This is a genomic window from Enterobacter pseudoroggenkampii (assembly GCF_026420145.1).
Lineage (GTDB): Bacteria > Pseudomonadota > Gammaproteobacteria > Enterobacterales > Enterobacteriaceae > Enterobacter > Enterobacter pseudoroggenkampii.
Window position 1 is genome coordinate 18,546 of record NZ_JAPMLV010000010.1, and the last position, 17,166, is coordinate 35,711.

Consider the following 17,166-nt stretch of genomic DNA (forward strand, 5'->3'; position numbering starts at 1 on the left):
GTAGGCCGGGTAAGCGTTAGCGCCACCCGGCACAAGGGTTACTGCAGGTCAAACCGGTCCAGATCCATCACCTTCGCCCATGCGGCAACGAAGTCACGGACAAACTTCTCATGCGCATCATCGCTAGCGTAAACCTCTGCCAGCGCGCGCAGAACGGCGTTCGAACCGAAGACCAGATCGGCGCGGGTGGCGGTATATTTCACTTCACCGCTGGCGCGATCGCTTCCGGCAAACAGCTCATTGGATTCGTCGGTCGCCTTCCACTGCGTGTTCATGTCCAGCAGGTTCACGAAGAAATCGTTGCTCAGCACGCCCTCGCGGTCGGTGAACACGCCATTCTTGCTGCCATCAAAGTTGGCACCCAGCACGCGCAGGCCGCCGATCAGCACCGTCAGCTCCGGCGCGGTCAGCGTCAGCTGCTGGGCTTTGTCGATCAGCAGTGACTCCGTGGTGGACACATCCACCTGCGCACGGTAGTTGCGGAAACCATCGGCAACCGGTTCGAGCAGGTTAAACATCTCGATATCCGTCTGATCCTGACGCGCATCCACGCGGCCTGGGGCGAACGGTACGGTGACGTACACGCCTGCGGCTTTTGCGGCCTGCTCAACGCCTACCACGCCCGCCAGCACGATGATATCGGCCAGTGAGGCTTTGTTGGTGGTGCGCTGAATAGCTTCCAGAGCCGGCAACGCGCGAACCGCCGCGGCGTTCACATCCCAGTCGCGCTGAGGCGCCAGCGCCAGACGCGCGCCGTTAGCGCCGCCACGCTTATCGCCACCGCGGAAGGTTGAAGCTGACGCCCAGGCAACGGAAACCAGTTCGCTCACGGACAGACCAGAGGCCGCAATTTCCGCCTTCAGGCTTTCAATGTCTTCTTTCGACGGGTTGAACACCGCCTGCGGCAGCGGGTCCTGCCAAATCAGATCTTCTTTCGGCACTTCCGGGCCAAGGTAACGCGATTTTGGCCCCATATCACGGTGGGTCAGTTTGAACCACGCGCGCGCGAAGGCTTCGTTGAAGGCCTGCGGGTCGTTCAGGAAGCGGCGGGAAATTTTCTCGAATTCCGGGTCAAAACGCAGCGTCAGGTCGGTGACCAGCATGGTAGGTTTGCGTTTTTTCGACGGGTCGAACGGATCGGGCATGATTTCCGGTGCATCTACGGCTTCAAACTGAATCGCCCCTGCCGGGCTGCGGGTCTGCACCCATTCGTATTTGAACAGGTTTTCGAAGAAGTAGTTGCTCCACTGCGTCGGGGTTTGTGACCAGATGACTTCCAGACCGGAGGTAATGGCATCAGCACCCACGCCCGTGCCGAGCGTGCTCGCCCAGCCCAGGCCCTGCGCTTCAATTGGTGAGGCTTCCGGGTCGGTACCCACGTGGGTGGCTTCACCCGCGCCGTGAGTCTTACCGAGGGTGTGGCCGCCTGCAATCAGCGCGACGGTCTCTTCATCGTTCATGCCCATGTTGCCGAAGGTCGCGCGAATCGCTGCCGCCGCTGACAGCGGTTCACCGCTGGCGTTTGGCCCTTCCGGGTTCACGTAGATCAGGCCCATTTCGGTGGCGGCCAGAGGACGCTTCGCCAGCGCTTCCGGATCGCGGTGGGTCAGCCAGGCTTTTTCATCACCCCAGTTTACGTCCAGATCCGGTTCCCAGACGTCTTCACGCCCGGCACCGAAACCAAAGGTGCGGAAGCCGGAGTTCTCCAGCGCCACGTTACCCGCGAGGATAAACAGGTCAGCCCAGGAAATTTTTTGTCCGTATTTTTGCTTGATGGGCCACAGCAGACGGCGCGCCTTATCCAGGCTCACGTTATCCGGCCAGGAGTTCAGCGGCGCAAAGCGCTGTTGACCGCGTCCTGCGCCACCGCGTCCGTCAACGGAGCGATAGGTACCCGCGCCATGCCAGGCCATACGGATAAACAGGCCCGCATAGCTGCCCCAGTCGGCAGGCCACCACGGTTGGGAGTCGGTTAAAAGTGCTTTGAGATCGCCTTTCAGCGCGGAGTAATCAAGCTTGCTAAATTCTTTGCGGTAGTCAAAGTCTTCACCCAGCGGGTTCGAACGATTGGAATGTTGGTTAAGAAGATCGATGCGGAGTTGTTTTGGCCACCAGTCGCGGCTGCCTGTACCTGCGCCCGCGCTGTGATCGACGCCGCCCTGATGGAACGGGCATTTGCCGACTGATGCCGCTTTATTGGTTTCGTCTGACGTGCTCATCGCTATGCTCCCTTTTACAGTGTTACCGTTACGATATACGCCCTTGTTGATAAGGTATAGTTGAGATAACCCACAGATTCGATAGTTAAATCCGTTTAATTTCCCATGGAAAATACATGAGTTTTGTACGTCAAAGGCAGCATTGCTGATATGGCAGGAAAATAAAACCCTTATAAATCAAAAAACCCTCCGAAGAGGGCTCTTTTTTGTTACACGCCTGGTCTAACGCCGAGCGTGTGGCATATGGCGTAACTCATCTCAGCACGGTTCAGCGTGTAGAAGTGGAAATCCTTCACCCCTTCACGACTTAAGATCTTCACCATGTCCATCGCGATATTTGCGCCCACCAGCTTGCGTGTTTCCGGGTCATCGTCCAGCCCCTCGTACATTTTAGACATCCAGAGAGGAATACGCACATTGGTCATATCAGCAAATTTCTTCGCCTGTTTGAAGTTAGAGACCGGCAGAATACCCGGGATAATTTCAACGTCGATGCCCGCGGAGACGCAGCGGTCACGGAAGCGCAGGTAGCTTTCCACATCAAAGAAGAACTGAGTAATGGCGCGGTTCGCGCCGGCATCCACCTTACGCTTGAGGTTAAGCAGATCGGCCTGAGCGCTTTTCGCTTCCGGATGAACCTCAGGATAAGCGGCCACGGAGATATCAAAGTCCGCCACCCCCTTCAACAGCCCCACCAGATCGGCGGCATACATGTCCGGCTTACCGCTCCCAGGAGGCAGGTCACCGCGCAATGCGACAATATGACGGATACCGTTATTCCAGTAATCCTGGGCGATGGCGCGCAGCTCGTCGCGGGTGGCGTCGATACAGGTGAGGTGCGGGGCCGCTTCGAGACCGGTGCGATCTTTGATGCCTTTAATGATGCTGTGCGTACGGTCACGCTCGCCGGAGTTCGCACCGTAGGTCACGGAGACAAACTTCGGTTTCAGGCTGCTGAGACGATCGATAGAGCTCCACAGGGTTTGCTCCATTTCACTGGTGCGCGGCGGGAAAAATTCAAAAGAGACGTTAATCTGGCCGTTTACTTCGGCCAGGCTCTGATTCAGTGCTTCCCGCTGGTTGGCGTGAAAAAAGCTCATACCTTACCTCTATCAATCGCGTGTCATTGTCTGTTGTGTTGTGAACTTCTATACGTTTAGACGTCCAGATGTAAAAATGACGGAAAAGCGGAGGGACGTCAATAGAAATAATCAACAATAACGGTGAGGTTTGCTCAGGGAATATGAGAAAAATTCAAGATGAGGGTGAGTGCGGTCTGATGCCCTCACCCTAACCCTCTCCCACAGGGAGAGGGAAATGCAGATGTTACAGCAGCTTAGCCAGACGGTTGATGTCGGACTGGATGGCCCCGGCGGTGACATCGCGCCCCGCGCCAGGACCGCGGATCACCAGCGGGTTATCGCGGTACCAGCGGCTTTCGATGGCGAAGACGTTATCGCACGGCAGCAGCGCCGCCAGCGGATGTTCAGGACGCACCGCCTCGACACCGACTCGCGCTTTTCCGTTGGCCTCGAAACGCGCCACGTAGCGCAGCACCAGCCCCATCTCGTTCGCCGCTTCCAGACGCTGCACCATTTGCTCGTTAAGTTCTTCTCCATTTTCAAAGAAATGGTCCACAGAGCCTTCTTCACAGCCGGCAGGTACCAGCGATTCGACGCGTACGGAATCCGGTTCGATGTCATAACCGGCTTCACGCGCCAGGATCACCAGCTTGCGCATCACGTCTTTACCGGAGAGATCAACACGCGGATCGGGTTCCGTTAAGCCCTGCTGCCACGCCTGATCCACCAGGTCGGTGAACGGAACGGTGCCGTCAAACTGCAGGAACAGCCAGGAGAGCGTGCCGGAGAAGATACCGCTCAGCGCCAGAATGCTGTCGCCGCTTTCAATCAGGTCCCGCACGGTGTGGTTAACCGGCAGCCCCGCACCAACGGTGGCGTTGTAGAGCCAGTGACGACCGGTTTTTTCAAACGCGTCGTGGATCTGACGGTATTTATCGGTGCTGCTCGCCCCCGCCAGCTTGTTCGCACTGATGACGTGGAAGCCGTGGCTGGCAAAATCAAGATACTGATCGGCAAGCTGTTCGCTGGCGGTCACGTCCAGCACTACCAGGTCATCGTAAGGGTGCGCGCGCATCCACAGGAACAGCGACTCTTCATCCTGCTCTACGGCTTCATCATTAAAGAAGGCAAGCGCGCGGCTGGCGTCCAGCCCTTCGTAGTTCAGCAGGCTGCGGCGGCTGTCCACTACACCCGCGAGAATGAATTCGAACCCGGTACGCGCCGAGAGCGTGACCTGTTCGCGGGCGAACAGCTCCAGCCAGCGGGAACCGATGTTGCCTTTACCAAACAGCACCAGGCCGATGCGTTTTTCCGCGCGGAACAGGGAGGTATGCAGACCCTGAATCAGGCTTTCGGTTGGCCCTTTGCGCAGAACGGCCACCAGGCTGATGCCCTCTTCCGACTGCCAGGTGAACTCCACCGGCTGGCCTTTCAGCTGCTGCCAGAAGCGGTGGCAGTGCAGCGGGTTACGGGTGACGCCCGCGCCCACCATCGCCACCAGCGCCAGCCCCTGACGCAGGCGAAGCTCGCCCGGCAGGCCCGCTTCATCCAGAATTTTCAGGGCGCTGTCCGCCACTTCAGCGGTATAGCAGAACTGCAGCAGCTGGCGGTCATTGTGAACGCCAACGGCCAGCGGGCGCACCTGAGCACGCTTTAACACCAGGTCGATCTCTTTATGCGCCAGTTTGAAGTCCTGGCCCGCAGGCACCTGGAACTCAATCAGGCAGATGTCGTCGTGGCTGGTGACAATACGCGCCCCGGTGCCGGACGCCAGCACGCGTTCAATACGGGTAGAGCCTTGATCCGGGGTGTAGCTGCAGCGCAGCTGGAGGTCGATATCGCTACCGGAAACCGGCTGCAGCGTGCGCGCGTGCAGTACCGGCGCCGCCAGACGCGCCAGCTCGCTGGCTTCGTCGAGACGCAGCAGCGGCAGCAGACAGGCATCTTTCACTTTACGCGGGTCGGCGCTGTAAACACCGGCCACGTCGCTCCAGATGGTGACGCGGGACACGCCCGCCAGGGCACCGATTTGCGTTGCCGAGTAGTCGGAGCCGTTACGGCCCAGCAGCACGGTTTCACCCGCGTTGCTGCGGCTGATAAAGCCGGTAACCACAATACGTTTGCCCGGATGCTGCACCAGCAGCTGTTGCAGCAGCGGATAGGACAACCCTTCATCCACCTGCGGCTGCGCGGCGCGTTCGGCGCGCAGGAAATCACGCGCATCGAGCCAGGCCGCCTCCACGCCCAGGTGTTGCAGCACCGCGGCCATCAGGCGCGCGGACCACACTTCACCGTGGCCCACCACTTCGGCATACACCGCATCGGTGATCCCGCTGTCCAGCAGGGCGGCCAGACGCTCAAGGTCATGGGTAAAGGCGCTGATCAGCCCGTCCGCTACGTCCGCAGGCAGCAGGCCAGCAATCAGCTCGCTCTGGTAACGGCGTAAGGACTGTTGCACCTGATGCGCAGAAAGGCGATCGGTCTGGCTCAGTTTCAGCCAGCTAATCAACTGGTTGGTGGTGCTGCCCGCCGCCGAGACAACCATCATGTCACCCGGCTGTGAATATTCCGTCATGATCCCTGCGACACGCAGGTAACATTTCACATCAGCAAGACTACTACCACCAAACTTGTGCAGCTGACGACCCTTCGCCCCTGCCTGCGCTATCACACTCATGATTACCCCTTGGCTGCGATCCGGAAGCCATTTTCCAGATCGGCAATTAAATCTTCAGAATCTTCAATACCGGTTGAGATCCGCAGCAGCGTCTCAGAAATACCGGCGGCGGCACGTGCTTCCGGTGCCATACCTGCGTGCGTCATGGTCGCGGCGTGGGAGATCAAGCTTTCAACCCCACCTAAGGATTCCGCCAGCGTAAACAATGACAGCCCGCTCAGGAAGCGACGCAGCGTTTGCTCGTCACCGTCCAGTTCAAAACTTAACATCGCGCCAAACCCTTTCTGCTGGCGCGCGGCAATCTCGTGCCCCTGATTTTCCGGCAGCGACGGGTGATAGAGCTTCTTCACCAGCGGCTGGGTTTTCAGGAAATCGACAATCGCCTGCGCATTGCGTTGCGCCACTTCCATGCGCGGCGACAGCGTGCGGATGCCGCGCAACAGCAGATAGCTGTCGAAGGCACCCGCGGTGACGCCAATATTATTGGCCCACCATGCCAGTTCGGTTACAACGTCGGGATCTTTGGCAATCACCACGCCCGCGACCACATCAGAATGGCCGTTCAGATATTTAGTGCATGAATGCAATACCAGATCGGCACCCAGTGCGAGTGGGTTCTGAAGGGCCGGACTGAGGAACGTATTATCCACTACACTTATCGCTCCCGCATCCCTTGCGAGCTGACAAATTTTCGCAATATCGACAACGCGCAACAATGGATTGCTTGGACTTTCCACCAGAACCAGCTTTGGCTTCTCTGCCAGCGCCTGTTTCAGCGCCTGTTCATCGTTTTGATCGACAAACAGTACGCGATAGCAGCCGCGTTTTGCCAGGCTATCAAACAGGCGATAGCTGCCGCCGTAGCAATCGTGCGGCGCAACCAGCAGGTCACCTGGTTTCAGGAACACGGTGGTCACCAGGTGAATGGCGGACATCCCCGTATTGGTTAATACGGCGCCTGCGCCACCTTCCAGCTCGGCCAGCGCGCGTTGGGTCACGTCACGCGTAGGGTTGCCACGACGCGAGTAATCATGCGCGCGGGGTTCATTAAATCCGGTGAAGTTGTAGGTACTGGAAAGATGAATGGGCGGGACAACGCAGCCGTACTGCTCGTCATCATTTAATCCGCTACGCACTGCGATAGTGGCCTGTTTACGCGTCATGGTGAGGGCTTCCTGGCGAATGAGGTGAAAAGTCAGGCACCAGAGTAAACATTGAAAGTATGGACGTCAATACATCTGGACATCTAAACTTCTTTGCGTATAGATTGAGCAATGCGCAAATAGCCGTTAAAATTATATGCTTTAGTGCACGCTGCAGCGGCAATATCCGTGCCACGGTATCGTCTCTACGGTAAACTAGGCAAGATTGCGGTTCAAAACGGGTGGTTACAGGTTTTGCACCTTTAGATAAATGACTGAGAGGATTAAAGGTATCTCATGGCTGAATGGAGCGGCGAATATATCAGCCCATACGCTGAGCACGGTAAGAAGAGTGAACAAGTAAAGAAAATTACGGTTTCTATTCCTCTGAAGGTGTTGAAGATCCTCACCGATGAACGTACGCGTCGTCAGGTGAACAACCTGCGCCACGCGACCAACAGCGAACTGCTGTGCGAAGCGTTCCTGCATGCGTTTACCGGTCAACCGTTGCCGAACGATGAAGATCTGCGTAAAGAACGCAGTGATGAAATCCCGGAAGAGGCGAAGGTGATCATGCGTGAACTGGGTATTGACCCGGAGACGTGGGAATACTGAGAAGCGGATACAAAAAAGGCACCTTGCGGTGCCTTTTTTTCGGGAAACTTATTTAGCGCCCGGGATGCTGAAACGCTTGTTGAAGCGGTCAACACGGCCACCGGTTGCAACATCACGCTGCTTACCAGTGTAGAACGGGTGGCATTTGCCGCACACGTCCAGGTTCAGATCGTGACCCACGGTAGAGCGGATCTGGATAGAGTTACCGCAAGAACAGTTTGCAGTAATCATTTCGTATTTCGGGTGAATATCTTTTTTCATGGGAGAACCTCAGTTAAGGCCGCGTCGCTCTTCCAGCCCTAACGCCAGACACCACGCGATGTTGATTGTAAGTTCTTTGGCGTAAAGTCACCAAAGGCGGCGAATCATACAGAATTTGACCAACGTATGCAAACTGATCCGCACGCCGCTTTCACTAATGTGTATACTAACGCGCCACTTTTCAAGTCAGGAAGATTCGATGCCCGTCGCTCACGTTGCCCTGCCCGTTCCGCTTCCCCGCACCTTTGACTACCTGCTGCCCGACAGCATGAGCGCCAAAGCGGGCTGTCGCGTGACCGTGCCGTTTGGCAAGCAGCAGCGCGTGGGGATTGTTGTCTCCGTCAGCGATCGAAGCGAACTGCCGCTCAATGAACTGAAGTCGGTGGTTGAGGTGCTCGACAGCGAGCCCGTTTATTCCACCAGCACCTGGCGACTGCTGCTGTGGGCGGCGGATTATTATCATCACCCCATTGGCGACGTCCTGTTCCACGCTCTGCCCATCATGCTGCGTCAGGGCAAAAGCGCCAGCCATGCGCCGATGTGGTACTGGTTTGCTACGGAAGATGGCCAGGCCGTCGACATTAACAGCCTCAAGCGCTCACAGAAACAGCAGCAGGCCCTGGCGGCGCTGCGTCAGGGGAAAATCTGGCGGCATCAGGTCGACGAACTTGAAGTCAGCGAAACGGCGCTACAGGCATTAAGAAAGAAAGGGTTGAGCGACCTGGCAAGCGAAGCGCCTGCCCTTTACGACTGGCGCGAGAGTTTCTCCGTTTCAGGGGATCGCCTGCGTCTGAATACCGAACAGGCCACCGCCGTTGGCGCGATTCATAGCGCCTCCGATCATTTCTCCGCCTGGCTGCTGGCGGGCGTGACGGGCTCCGGCAAGACGGAAGTCTACCTGAGCGTGCTGGAAAACGTGCTTGCACAGGGCAAACAGGCGCTGGTGATGGTGCCGGAAATTGGCCTGACGCCGCAAACCATCGCCCGCTTTCGCGAACGCTTTAATGCGCCGGTTGAGGTGCTGCACTCTGGCCTGAACGACAGCGAACGCCTCAGCGCCTGGCTGAAAGCGAAAAACGGCGAAGCGGCGATTGTGATCGGCACCCGCTCGTCGCTGTTTACGCCGTTTAAAAATCTTGGCGTTATCGTGATCGACGAAGAACACGACAGCTCCTATAAACAGCAGGAAGGCTGGCGCTATCACGCCCGCGATCTGGCTGTTTATCGCGCCCACAGCGAGCAAATTCCTATTATTCTCGGCTCCGCCACGCCTGCGCTCGAAACGCTGCACAACGTGCGCCAGCGTAAATACCATATGCTGCGCCTGACGCGTCGCGCGGGGAATGCCCGTCCGGCCATTCAGCACGTACTGGATCTGAAAGGTCAGCAGGTCCAGGCCGGGCTTGCGCCTGCACTGATTACCCGCATGCGCCAGCACCTGCAGGCGGGCAATCAGGTGATCCTGTTTCTTAACCGTCGCGGATTTGCACCCGCCCTGCTGTGCCACGACTGCGGATGGATTGCCGAGTGCCCGCGCTGCGATCACTACTATACCTTCCACCAGGCCCAGCGGCATTTGCGCTGCCACCACTGCGACAGCCAGCGCCCGGTGCCGCGTCAGTGCCCGTCATGTGGTTCCACGCATATCGTGCCGGTGGGGCTGGGAACGGAACAGCTGGAACAGGCCCTTGCGCCCTTCTTCCCCGACGTGCCCCTGTCCCGAATCGATCGGGACACCACCAGCCGCAAAGGGGCGCTGGAGCAGCAGCTGGCGGAAGTGCATCGCGGCGGCGCGCGCATCCTGATTGGCACTCAGATGCTGGCAAAAGGCCACCACTTCCCGGACGTGACGCTGGTCGCCCTGCTGGACGTGGACGGCGCGCTGTTCTCGGCAGATTTCCGTTCAGCCGAGCGCTTCGCCCAGCTTTACACCCAGGTGGCAGGGCGCGCCGGGCGCGCCGGTAAACAGGGCGAAGTGGTATTGCAAACGCACCACCCGGAGCACCCGCTGCTACAAACCCTTCTGCACAAAGGCTATGACGCCTTTGCCGAGCAGGCGCTGGCCGAACGCCAGGCCATGCAGCTACCGCCGTGGACCAGCCACGTCATCATCCGCGCGGAAGACCACAACAACCAGCAGGCGCCGCTTTTCCTGCAGCAGCTGAGAAACCTCCTGCAGGCCAGTCCGCTGGTGGATAATCAGCTGTGGATTTTGGGCCCGGTGCCGGCACTCGCCCCAAAACGCGGCGGCCGTTTCCGCTGGCAAATTTTGCTCCAGCACCCCTCTCGCGTTCGTCTTCAGCACATCGTCAGCGGCGCGCTGGTGCTGATTAACACCCTGCCCGAGGCGAGAAAAGTGAAGTGGGTACTGGACGTCGATCCCATCGAAGGCTGAAGCTGGATCGAAAAATTTAACGCTCCTCACACTTTTTATGAAAATTCTGTAACCGATTCCATTAACTATCTGTAAAAATGGTGATGTCAGAAGTTCGGTGTTCAGGCGAGGAGAAGACGTTGAAGTCCAGGAAAGAGGTTGCACCGGCGACCATGAAAGACGTTGCCCAGAAAGCGCAGGTCTCTACGGCAACGGTATCCCGCGCATTAATGAACCCGGATAAAGTCTCCCAGGCGACCCGTAACCGGGTGGAGCAGGCTGCGCTTGAAGTGGGCTATTTCCCACAGGCGATGGGGAGAAACGTCAAACGCAATGAGTCGCGCACTATCCTGGTGATTGTACCGGACATCTGTGACCCTTTCTTCAGCGAGATTATCCGCGGTATTGAAGTCACCGCAGCGGAACAGGGTTACCTGGTGCTGATTGGCGACTGTGCTCACCAGAACCAGCAGGAAAAAACCTTCATCGATCTCATTATCACCAAGCAGATCGACGGCATGCTGCTGCTTGGCTCTCGCCTGCCGTTTGATGCCAGCATTGAAGAACAGCGTAATTTACCGCCGATGGTCATGGCCAACGAGTTTGCGCCAGAGCTGGAGCTGCCGACGGTCCACATTGATAACCTCACCGCCGCATTCAACGCCGTAAACTATCTCCAGGAACTGGGGCATAAGCGTATTGGCTGTATTGCCGGACCGGAAGAGATGCCGCTGTGTCACTACCGCTTACAGGGCTACGTTCAGGCGCTGCGCCGTACCGGCGTCACCGTCGATCCGCACTATATTGCGCGCGGTGATTTTACCTTCGCTGCGGGTGGACAGGCGCTGGAGAAACTTCTGGACCTGCCTGAGCCGCCAACCGCCGTATTTTGTCACAGCGACGTGATGGCGCTGGGTGCATTATCGTATGCCAAACGCCGCGGCCTTCGCATACCGAAAGATTTATCGATCATCGGATTCGATAATATTTCGCTTTCGGAATTTTGCGATCCGCCGCTCTCAACGGTCGCTCAGCCGCGCTATCAAATCGGCCGCGAAGCAATGCTTCTGCTGCTGGATCAGCTTCACGGTCAAACAGTTAGCAGCGGCTCGCGGTTGCTGGACTGCGAACTGATTGTTCGCGGCACGACCCAGGCATTGACTTAAAGTAAACGTCTTTCGGATACCCTTATCTGGTCAAAGCCCCGCCGCTTAAGTAACATGGCGGGCTGACGAACGAATAAATACAGCGAAACGATAGTGGCACAACGAGATTATGTACGTCGCGGCCAGCCGGCACCTTCGCGACGCAAAAAGAGTAGCTCAAGGAAAAAGCAACGTAACCTGCCTGCTGTCTCGCCAGCAATGGTCGCTATTGCTGCGGCTGTAGTCGTCGCCTTTATTGGTGGCCTGTATTTTATCACGCACCATAAAAAAGAAGAGTCTGAGGCGCTTCAGGCCAGTAAAGTCGCCGGAAACGGCCTTCCTCCGAAGCCTGAAGAGCGCTGGCGCTATATCAAAGAGCTGGAAAGCCGTCAGCCTGGGGTACGTGCGCCAACAGAACCTTCTGCGGGTGGTGAAGTACAGAATGCGAATCAGCTGACGGATGAACAGCGTCAGCTGCTGGCACAAATGCAGGCCGATATGCGCCAGCAGCCTACGCAGCTGAACGAAGTGCCGTGGAATGAACAGACGCCGGCGCAGCGCCAGCAAACTCTGCAGCGACGTCAGGCACAACAGCAGATTCAGCAGCAGCAGCAGTGGGCGCAAACCCAGCCGGTGCAGCAGCCTAAAACGCAGCCGCGGGTAACGGAACAGCCATACCAGCAGCAGACGCGTACGGTGCAGTCTCAGCCTGTCCAACAGCAGCCGAAAACGCAGCCGCAGAAACAGGCGGCTCAGCCGTATCAGGATCTGCTCCAGACGCCAGCGCATACCACCGCGCAGCAGCCGAAAACGCAGCAGGCCGCACCGGTCACCAAAGAGACCGAAGCGCCGAAGCAGACGGCCGAGAAAAAAGATGAGCGCCGCTGGATGGTACAGTGCGGTTCGTTCAAAGGTGCCGAGCAGGCGGAAACGGTACGTGCTCAGCTGGCCTTTGAAGGGTTTGATTCGCGTATTACCACCAATAACGGCTGGAATCGCGTGGTGATTGGTCCGGTCAAAGGCAAAGAAAATGCCGATGGCACCATTTCGCGTTTGAAAGTCGCCGGCCACACAAACTGCATTCGACTCGCCTCCGGGGGTTGAAACCCCCGAAATCCCCCCCATCTATCATTTAATTCAGCCCTGAGCACAGGCTCAGGGCTTCTGTTTCCCGATTCTGTAACCAGGGGGTCTGCTCGTGACAACAATAGTAAGTGTACGCCGTAACGGCCATGTGGTAATCGCCGGTGATGGCCAGGCCACGCTGGGTAATACCGTCATGAAAGGCAACGTGAAGAAAGTGCGCCGTCTCTACAACGACAAAGTGATCGCCGGTTTTGCAGGCGGCACGGCGGATGCCTTCACGCTGTTTGAACTGTTTGAACGCAAACTGGAAATGCACCAGGGTCATCTGGTGAAAGCTGCCGTTGAGCTGGCGAAAGACTGGCGTACCGACCGCATGCTGCGCAAGCTCGAAGCGCTGCTGGCGGTCGCCGATGAAACCGCATCGCTTATCATCACCGGTAACGGTGACGTGATTCAGCCGGAAAATGACCTGATTGCCATCGGCTCTGGCGGCCCTTATGCCCAGGCTGCTGCCCGCGCGCTGTTGGAAAATACCGACATGAACGCACGTGATATCGCGGTGAAGGCGTTGGATATTGCAGGTGATATCTGCATCTATACCAACCACAACCACACCATCGAAGAATTGACCTCCAAAGCGTAAGGATCTCCCATGTCTGAAATGACCCCACGCGAAATTGTCAGCGAACTGAACAAACACATTATCGGCCAGGATAACGCCAAGCGCTCTGTGGCTATCGCCCTGCGTAACCGCTGGCGTCGTATGCAGCTTGACGAAGAGCTGCGCCACGAAGTCACGCCGAAGAACATTCTGATGATCGGCCCGACCGGCGTCGGTAAAACCGAAATCGCCCGTCGTCTGGCGAAGCTGGCCAACGCGCCGTTCATCAAAGTTGAAGCCACCAAGTTCACCGAAGTGGGCTACGTGGGTAAAGAAGTGGACTCCATCATCCGCGATCTGACCGACTCGGCGATCAAAATGGTGCGCGTCCAGGCGATCGAGAAAAACCGCTATCGCGCGGAAGAGATGGCCGAAGAGCGTATTCTCGACGTGCTGATCCCACCGGCAAAAAACAACTGGGGCCAGGCAGAACAGCAGGCGGAACCGTCCGCTGCGCGTCAGGCGTTCCGCAAGAAACTGCGTGAAGGCCAGCTGGACGACAAAGAGATTGAGATCGATCTCGCTGCCGCACCAATGGGTGTGGAAATCATGGCGCCTCCGGGCATGGAAGAGATGACCAGCCAGCTGCAGTCCATGTTCCAGAACCTGGGCGGCCAGAAGCAGAAAGCGCGTAAGCTGAAAATTAAAGACGCAATGAAGCTGCTGATTGAAGAAGAAGCCGCGAAGCTGGTGAACCCGGAAGAGCTGAAGCAGGACGCTATCGACGCGGTTGAGCAGCACGGTATCGTGTTTATCGACGAAATCGACAAGATTTGTAAGCGCGGCGGCAACAGCTCCGGCCCGGATGTGTCCCGCGAAGGCGTTCAGCGCGACCTGCTGCCGCTGGTAGAAGGCTGCACCGTCTCCACCAAGCACGGCATGGTGAAAACGGACCACATCCTGTTTATCGCATCAGGTGCCTTCCAGGTTGCCAGCCCGTCGGATCTGATCCCGGAATTGCAGGGCCGTCTGCCTATCCGCGTTGAGCTGCAGGCGCTGACCACCGAAGATTTCGAACGTATCCTGACTGAGCCAAACGCCTCTGCTACCGTACAGTACAAAGCGCTGATGGCGACCGAAGGCGTGAACCTTGAGTTCACCGAAGACGGTATCAAACGTATTGCTCAGGCTGCATGGCAGGTGAACGAAACCACCGAAAACATTGGTGCGCGTCGTCTGCATACCGTGCTGGAACGCCTGGTCGAAGATATCTCTTACGACGCGAGCGACCTGAACGGTCAAACCGTTACCATTGACGCAGAATATGTGAGTAAACATCTGGATGCGTTAGTGGCAGATGAAGATCTGAGCCGTTTTATCCTATAATCGCGGTTACTGGATTCTCATCACGTTTAATGGGGGCTAATGCCCCCATTTTTATTGGCTAAATACTTATGACTGACATCAGCCGTACTCAGGCGTGGCTCGAAAGTCTGCGCCCTAAAACACTTCCTCTGGCCTTTGCCGCGATTATCGTCGGCACCGCCCTTGCCTGGTGGCAGGGTTATTTTGATCCGCTGGTCGCCGCGCTGGCATTGATTACCGCCGGCCTGCTGCAAATCCTCTCCAATCTCGCCAACGACTACGGTGACGCGGTAAAAGGCAGCGACAAGCCGGACCGCATAGGGCCACTGCGCGGAATGCAGAAAGGGGTGATTACCCAGGCGCAGATGAAGCGCGCGCTGATTATCACCGTGGTGTTGATCTGTGCATCCGGCCTGGCGCTGGTGACGGTGGCGTCTAAGACTCCCAGCGATTTTATTGGCTTCCTGGTGCTGGGTTTACTGGCCATTATCGCAGCCATTACCTACACCGTCGGCACGCGTCCTTACGGTTATATTGGGCTCGGTGATATCTCCGTACTGGTTTTCTTCGGCTGGCTGAGCGTGATGGGAAGCTGGTACCTGCAGGCGCATACGGTGATCCCTGCCCTGTTCCTGCCCGCGACCGCCTGCGGCCTGCTGGCGACGGCGGTGCTCAACATCAACAACCTGCGCGACATCGACAGCGATCGCGAGAATGGCAAAAATACCCTGGCCGTGCGTCTGGGGCCGGTGAATGCGCGCCGCTATCATGCCTGCCTGCTCACTGGCGCGCTGGTTTGCCTGGCGCTGTTTAACCTGATTTCCTTGCAGAGCGTGTGGGGCTGGCTGTTTGTGCTTGCCGCGCCGCTGCTGATTAAGCAGGCCCGCTTTGTGATGCGTGAGCTCAGCCCGTCCGCCATGCCGCCGATGCTGGAGCGCACGGTAAAAGGCGCGCTGCTGACTAACCTGTTGTTCGTCATCGGGATTGTATTAAGCCAGACGCTCAGTTAGCTGACAAATATCAATTAACAATTGATGATTTTGCCAACAACGCATTTCGCACGATATACTGAACACATTCGCAGCAACTGAGCGTTAAACCTATGAAATACGATACCTCCGAGCTTTGTGACATCTACCAGGAAGATGTCAACGTCGTTGAACCGCTGTTCTCCAACTTTGGTGGGCGGTCGTCGTTTGGCGGACAGATCGTCACGGTGAAATGTTTCGAGGACAACGGGTTGCTGTACGATCTGCTCGAACAGAACGGCCGCGGCCGCGTACTGGTGGTCGATGGCGGCGGTTCCGTGCGCCGTGCATTGATTGATGCTGAGTTGGCCGGCATTGCCGTGCAGAACGAGTGGGAAGGCCTTGTGGTATACGGCTCCGTGCGCCAGGTGGACGATCTGGAAGACCTGGATATCGGGATTCAGGCCATCGCGGCCATACCGGTAGGGGCGGCGGGTGACGGCATCGGCGAAAGCGACGTGCGCGTTAACTTCGGCGGCGTGACCTTCTTCTCCGGCGACCATCTCTACGCCGATAATACCGGCATTATCCTTTCCGAAGATCCGCTGGATATCGAGTAATAAAACCGTAAGCGTGGACCATAAAAAAACCGCCAACAGCAATGTGGCGGTTTTTTTGTCCCTCGGGATTCGCGGTCCGTTGGGAAGTTTTGCAACCTTTAACCAGGATTTTTATCTTACCCTGGTTCAAATCTCAGGTAACCCCATCGACCCTTTATAAATTCCTAATTAACTATTAAAACCTTAACTACGCTGCTGCTGCTCATTATGATGCATCGTCCCTTTCCGCCATCTCGCACATGGGCATCGGTCCAGGGAAAGGTGTATTCACAACCGTAAAGCAACCTTTAACCGGGCTTGTGTCCACCGACTTATCACCGGTGGTGAACGGTGGAGCGGTTAGCTGCAGGGACCGCATAATGAAACGCTATTTATGTATCGCGTTCATTGTCGCCAGCGTACTCGTTGTAAAGAGTGATGAACCGAATGTGTTCGTTGCTTTTGCTATGACAGCGCAGGACAAGTAGCGTTAAGGCCGCCTCTGGCGGCCTTTTTTATAACTGGCATAAAAAAAGCCGGGTAGCGGCATCGCCTTACCCGGCCTGTTCAGTTCATCCCAATGGGAATCAGACTTCTTCCATACGTCCCAACAGCGCCTGCAGGCGATCCTGCCAGCCGTTCTGCTGTTCGCGCAGCTGGTTGTTTTCGCGCTCCAGTTCTTCGCGGCCGTGCTGCGCGTTCTGAACTTCCTGCGCCAGGCTGTTGTTCTTCTCTTTCAGCTCTTCAATTTCCATCTGCAGCAGGGTGATGGTGTCAATCGCCTGCTGTACTTTCGATTCCAGTTTCTCAAACACTTCTAAAGACATGATGCTACCTCTCCTGAATTGCAAGGCGACGCTTTAACATAAACGCGCACGACATATACCGTCGATTGTATGGAGCGCGGCGCTCTGTGTCCAGCGACACACCGCGCAGATCGCGGTTTGCAACACTTTTAGGTCTGGTCCTGGTGCGTTCGCGTCATATACCCCTAAATTGTTAACTGATTCGTTAATGAAATGATTCAGCTCA

At 57.0% G+C, this 17,166-nt stretch carries 14 protein-coding genes; 8 read left to right on the forward strand and 6 right to left on the reverse strand.

Annotation, left to right across the window (positions count from 1 at the left end; genetic code table 11):
- Positions 1 to 38: 38 nt before the first annotated feature.
- The 4 genes from katG to metB form a co-directional block, all read right to left on the reverse strand.
- Positions 39 to 2,219 (reverse strand): catalase/peroxidase HPI, encoded by a 2,181-nt coding sequence (gene katG / locus OTG14_RS22870; protein ID WP_090420868.1) that lies wholly within the window; start codon positions 2,217 to 2,219, stop codon positions 39 to 41.
- Positions 2,220 to 2,428: 209 nt separating this feature from the next.
- The gene (gene metF / locus OTG14_RS22875) at positions 2,429 to 3,319 is read right to left on the reverse strand and encodes a methylenetetrahydrofolate reductase (protein WP_024909186.1); all 891 of its coding nucleotides are present in this window, start codon (positions 3,317 to 3,319) and stop codon (positions 2,429 to 2,431) included.
- A gap of 226 nt (positions 3,320 to 3,545) precedes the next feature.
- Positions 3,546 to 5,978 (reverse strand): bifunctional aspartate kinase/homoserine dehydrogenase II, encoded by a 2,433-nt coding sequence (locus OTG14_RS22880; protein ID WP_024909187.1) that lies wholly within the window; start codon positions 5,976 to 5,978, stop codon positions 3,546 to 3,548.
- A gap of 2 nt (positions 5,979 to 5,980) precedes the next feature.
- Positions 5,981 to 7,141 (reverse strand): cystathionine gamma-synthase, encoded by a 1,161-nt coding sequence (gene metB / locus OTG14_RS22885; protein WP_032648472.1) that lies wholly within the window; start codon positions 7,139 to 7,141, stop codon positions 5,981 to 5,983.
- A 276-nt stretch (positions 7,142 to 7,417) separates the two neighbouring features.
- Here metB and metJ point away from each other — a divergent pair, with 276 nt between their 5' ends.
- Positions 7,418 to 7,735 carry a met regulon transcriptional regulator MetJ gene (metJ, locus tag OTG14_RS22890; protein WP_015966498.1) on the forward strand — a complete coding sequence of 106 codons (318 nt, stop codon included), beginning with the start codon at positions 7,418 to 7,420 and terminating at the stop codon, positions 7,733 to 7,735.
- A 48-nt stretch (positions 7,736 to 7,783) separates the two neighbouring features.
- On the opposite strand, the gene rpmE is transcribed toward metJ, so the two are convergent.
- A complete protein-coding gene (rpmE, locus tag OTG14_RS22895) occupies positions 7,784 to 7,996 on the reverse strand; it encodes a 50S ribosomal protein L31 (protein WP_003862040.1) in 213 nt (70 codons plus the stop codon).
- Between the two features lie 199 nt (positions 7,997 to 8,195).
- On the opposite strand from rpmE, the gene priA reads away from it, so the two are divergent.
- From priA to rraA, 7 genes are all read left to right on the forward strand, one after another.
- Positions 8,196 to 10,391 (forward strand): primosomal protein N', encoded by a 2,196-nt coding sequence (priA, locus tag OTG14_RS22900; protein WP_267215792.1) that lies wholly within the window; start codon positions 8,196 to 8,198, stop codon positions 10,389 to 10,391.
- 119 nt (positions 10,392 to 10,510) lie between these two features.
- Entirely contained in the window at positions 10,511 to 11,536 is a 1,026-nt protein-coding gene (gene cytR, locus OTG14_RS22905; protein ID WP_023309683.1) for a DNA-binding transcriptional regulator CytR, read from the forward strand.
- Positions 11,537 to 11,629: 93 nt separating this feature from the next.
- On the forward strand, positions 11,630 to 12,619 hold the full coding sequence (gene ftsN, locus OTG14_RS22910) for a cell division protein FtsN (RefSeq protein WP_267215793.1): 990 nt from the start codon (positions 11,630 to 11,632) through the stop codon (positions 12,617 to 12,619).
- A gap of 94 nt (positions 12,620 to 12,713) precedes the next feature.
- Positions 12,714 to 13,244, forward strand: a complete 531-nt coding sequence (gene hslV / locus OTG14_RS22915) for an ATP-dependent protease subunit HslV (protein ID WP_008501802.1) — start codon at positions 12,714 to 12,716, stop codon at positions 13,242 to 13,244.
- 9 nt (positions 13,245 to 13,253) lie between these two features.
- Positions 13,254 to 14,588 carry an ATP-dependent protease ATPase subunit HslU gene (hslU, locus tag OTG14_RS22920; protein ID WP_023309685.1) on the forward strand — a complete coding sequence of 445 codons (1,335 nt, stop codon included), beginning with the start codon at positions 13,254 to 13,256 and terminating at the stop codon, positions 14,586 to 14,588.
- A 68-nt stretch (positions 14,589 to 14,656) separates the two neighbouring features.
- Positions 14,657 to 15,577: a 1,4-dihydroxy-2-naphthoate polyprenyltransferase gene (menA, locus tag OTG14_RS22925; protein ID WP_032648463.1), complete on the forward strand. Its 921-nt coding sequence runs from the start codon at positions 14,657 to 14,659 to the stop codon at positions 15,575 to 15,577.
- A 92-nt stretch (positions 15,578 to 15,669) separates the two neighbouring features.
- Positions 15,670 to 16,155, forward strand: coding sequence for a ribonuclease E activity regulator RraA (gene rraA / locus OTG14_RS22930; protein WP_023309687.1), 486 nt, complete (start codon positions 15,670 to 15,672; stop codon positions 16,153 to 16,155).
- A 566-nt stretch (positions 16,156 to 16,721) separates the two neighbouring features.
- Here the strand turns inward: rraA and zapB are convergent.
- Positions 16,722 to 16,961: a septal ring assembly protein ZapB gene (gene zapB / locus OTG14_RS22935; protein WP_010436935.1), complete on the reverse strand. Its 240-nt coding sequence runs from the start codon at positions 16,959 to 16,961 to the stop codon at positions 16,722 to 16,724.
- Positions 16,962 to 17,166: the final 205 nt, after the last annotated feature.

Excerpts from the sequence above, each read along its gene's own strand:
- katG (WP_090420868.1), bottom strand. The coding sequence starts at position 2,219 with ATGAGCACGTCAGACGAAACCAATAAAGCGGCATCAGTCGGCAAATGC.
- metF (WP_024909186.1), bottom strand. The coding sequence starts at position 3,319 with ATGAGCTTTTTTCACGCCAACCAGCGGGAAGCACTGAATCAGAGCCTG.
- OTG14_RS22880 (WP_024909187.1), bottom strand. The coding sequence starts at position 5,978 with ATGAGTGTGATAGCGCAGGCAGGGGCGAAGGGTCGTCAGCTGCACAAG.
- metB (WP_032648472.1), bottom strand. The coding sequence starts at position 7,141 with ATGACGCGTAAACAGGCCACTATCGCAGTGCGTAGCGGATTAAATGAT.
- metJ (WP_015966498.1), top strand. The coding sequence starts at position 7,418 with ATGGCTGAATGGAGCGGCGAATATATCAGCCCATACGCTGAGCACGGT.
- rpmE (WP_003862040.1), bottom strand. The coding sequence starts at position 7,996 with ATGAAAAAAGATATTCACCCGAAATACGAAATGATTACTGCAAACTGT.
- priA (WP_267215792.1), top strand. The coding sequence starts at position 8,196 with ATGCCCGTCGCTCACGTTGCCCTGCCCGTTCCGCTTCCCCGCACCTTT.
- hslU (WP_023309685.1), top strand. The coding sequence starts at position 13,254 with ATGTCTGAAATGACCCCACGCGAAATTGTCAGCGAACTGAACAAACAC.
- menA (WP_032648463.1), top strand. The coding sequence starts at position 14,657 with ATGACTGACATCAGCCGTACTCAGGCGTGGCTCGAAAGTCTGCGCCCT.
- rraA (WP_023309687.1), top strand. The coding sequence starts at position 15,670 with ATGAAATACGATACCTCCGAGCTTTGTGACATCTACCAGGAAGATGTC.
- zapB (WP_010436935.1), bottom strand. The coding sequence starts at position 16,961 with ATGTCTTTAGAAGTGTTTGAGAAACTGGAATCGAAAGTACAGCAGGCG.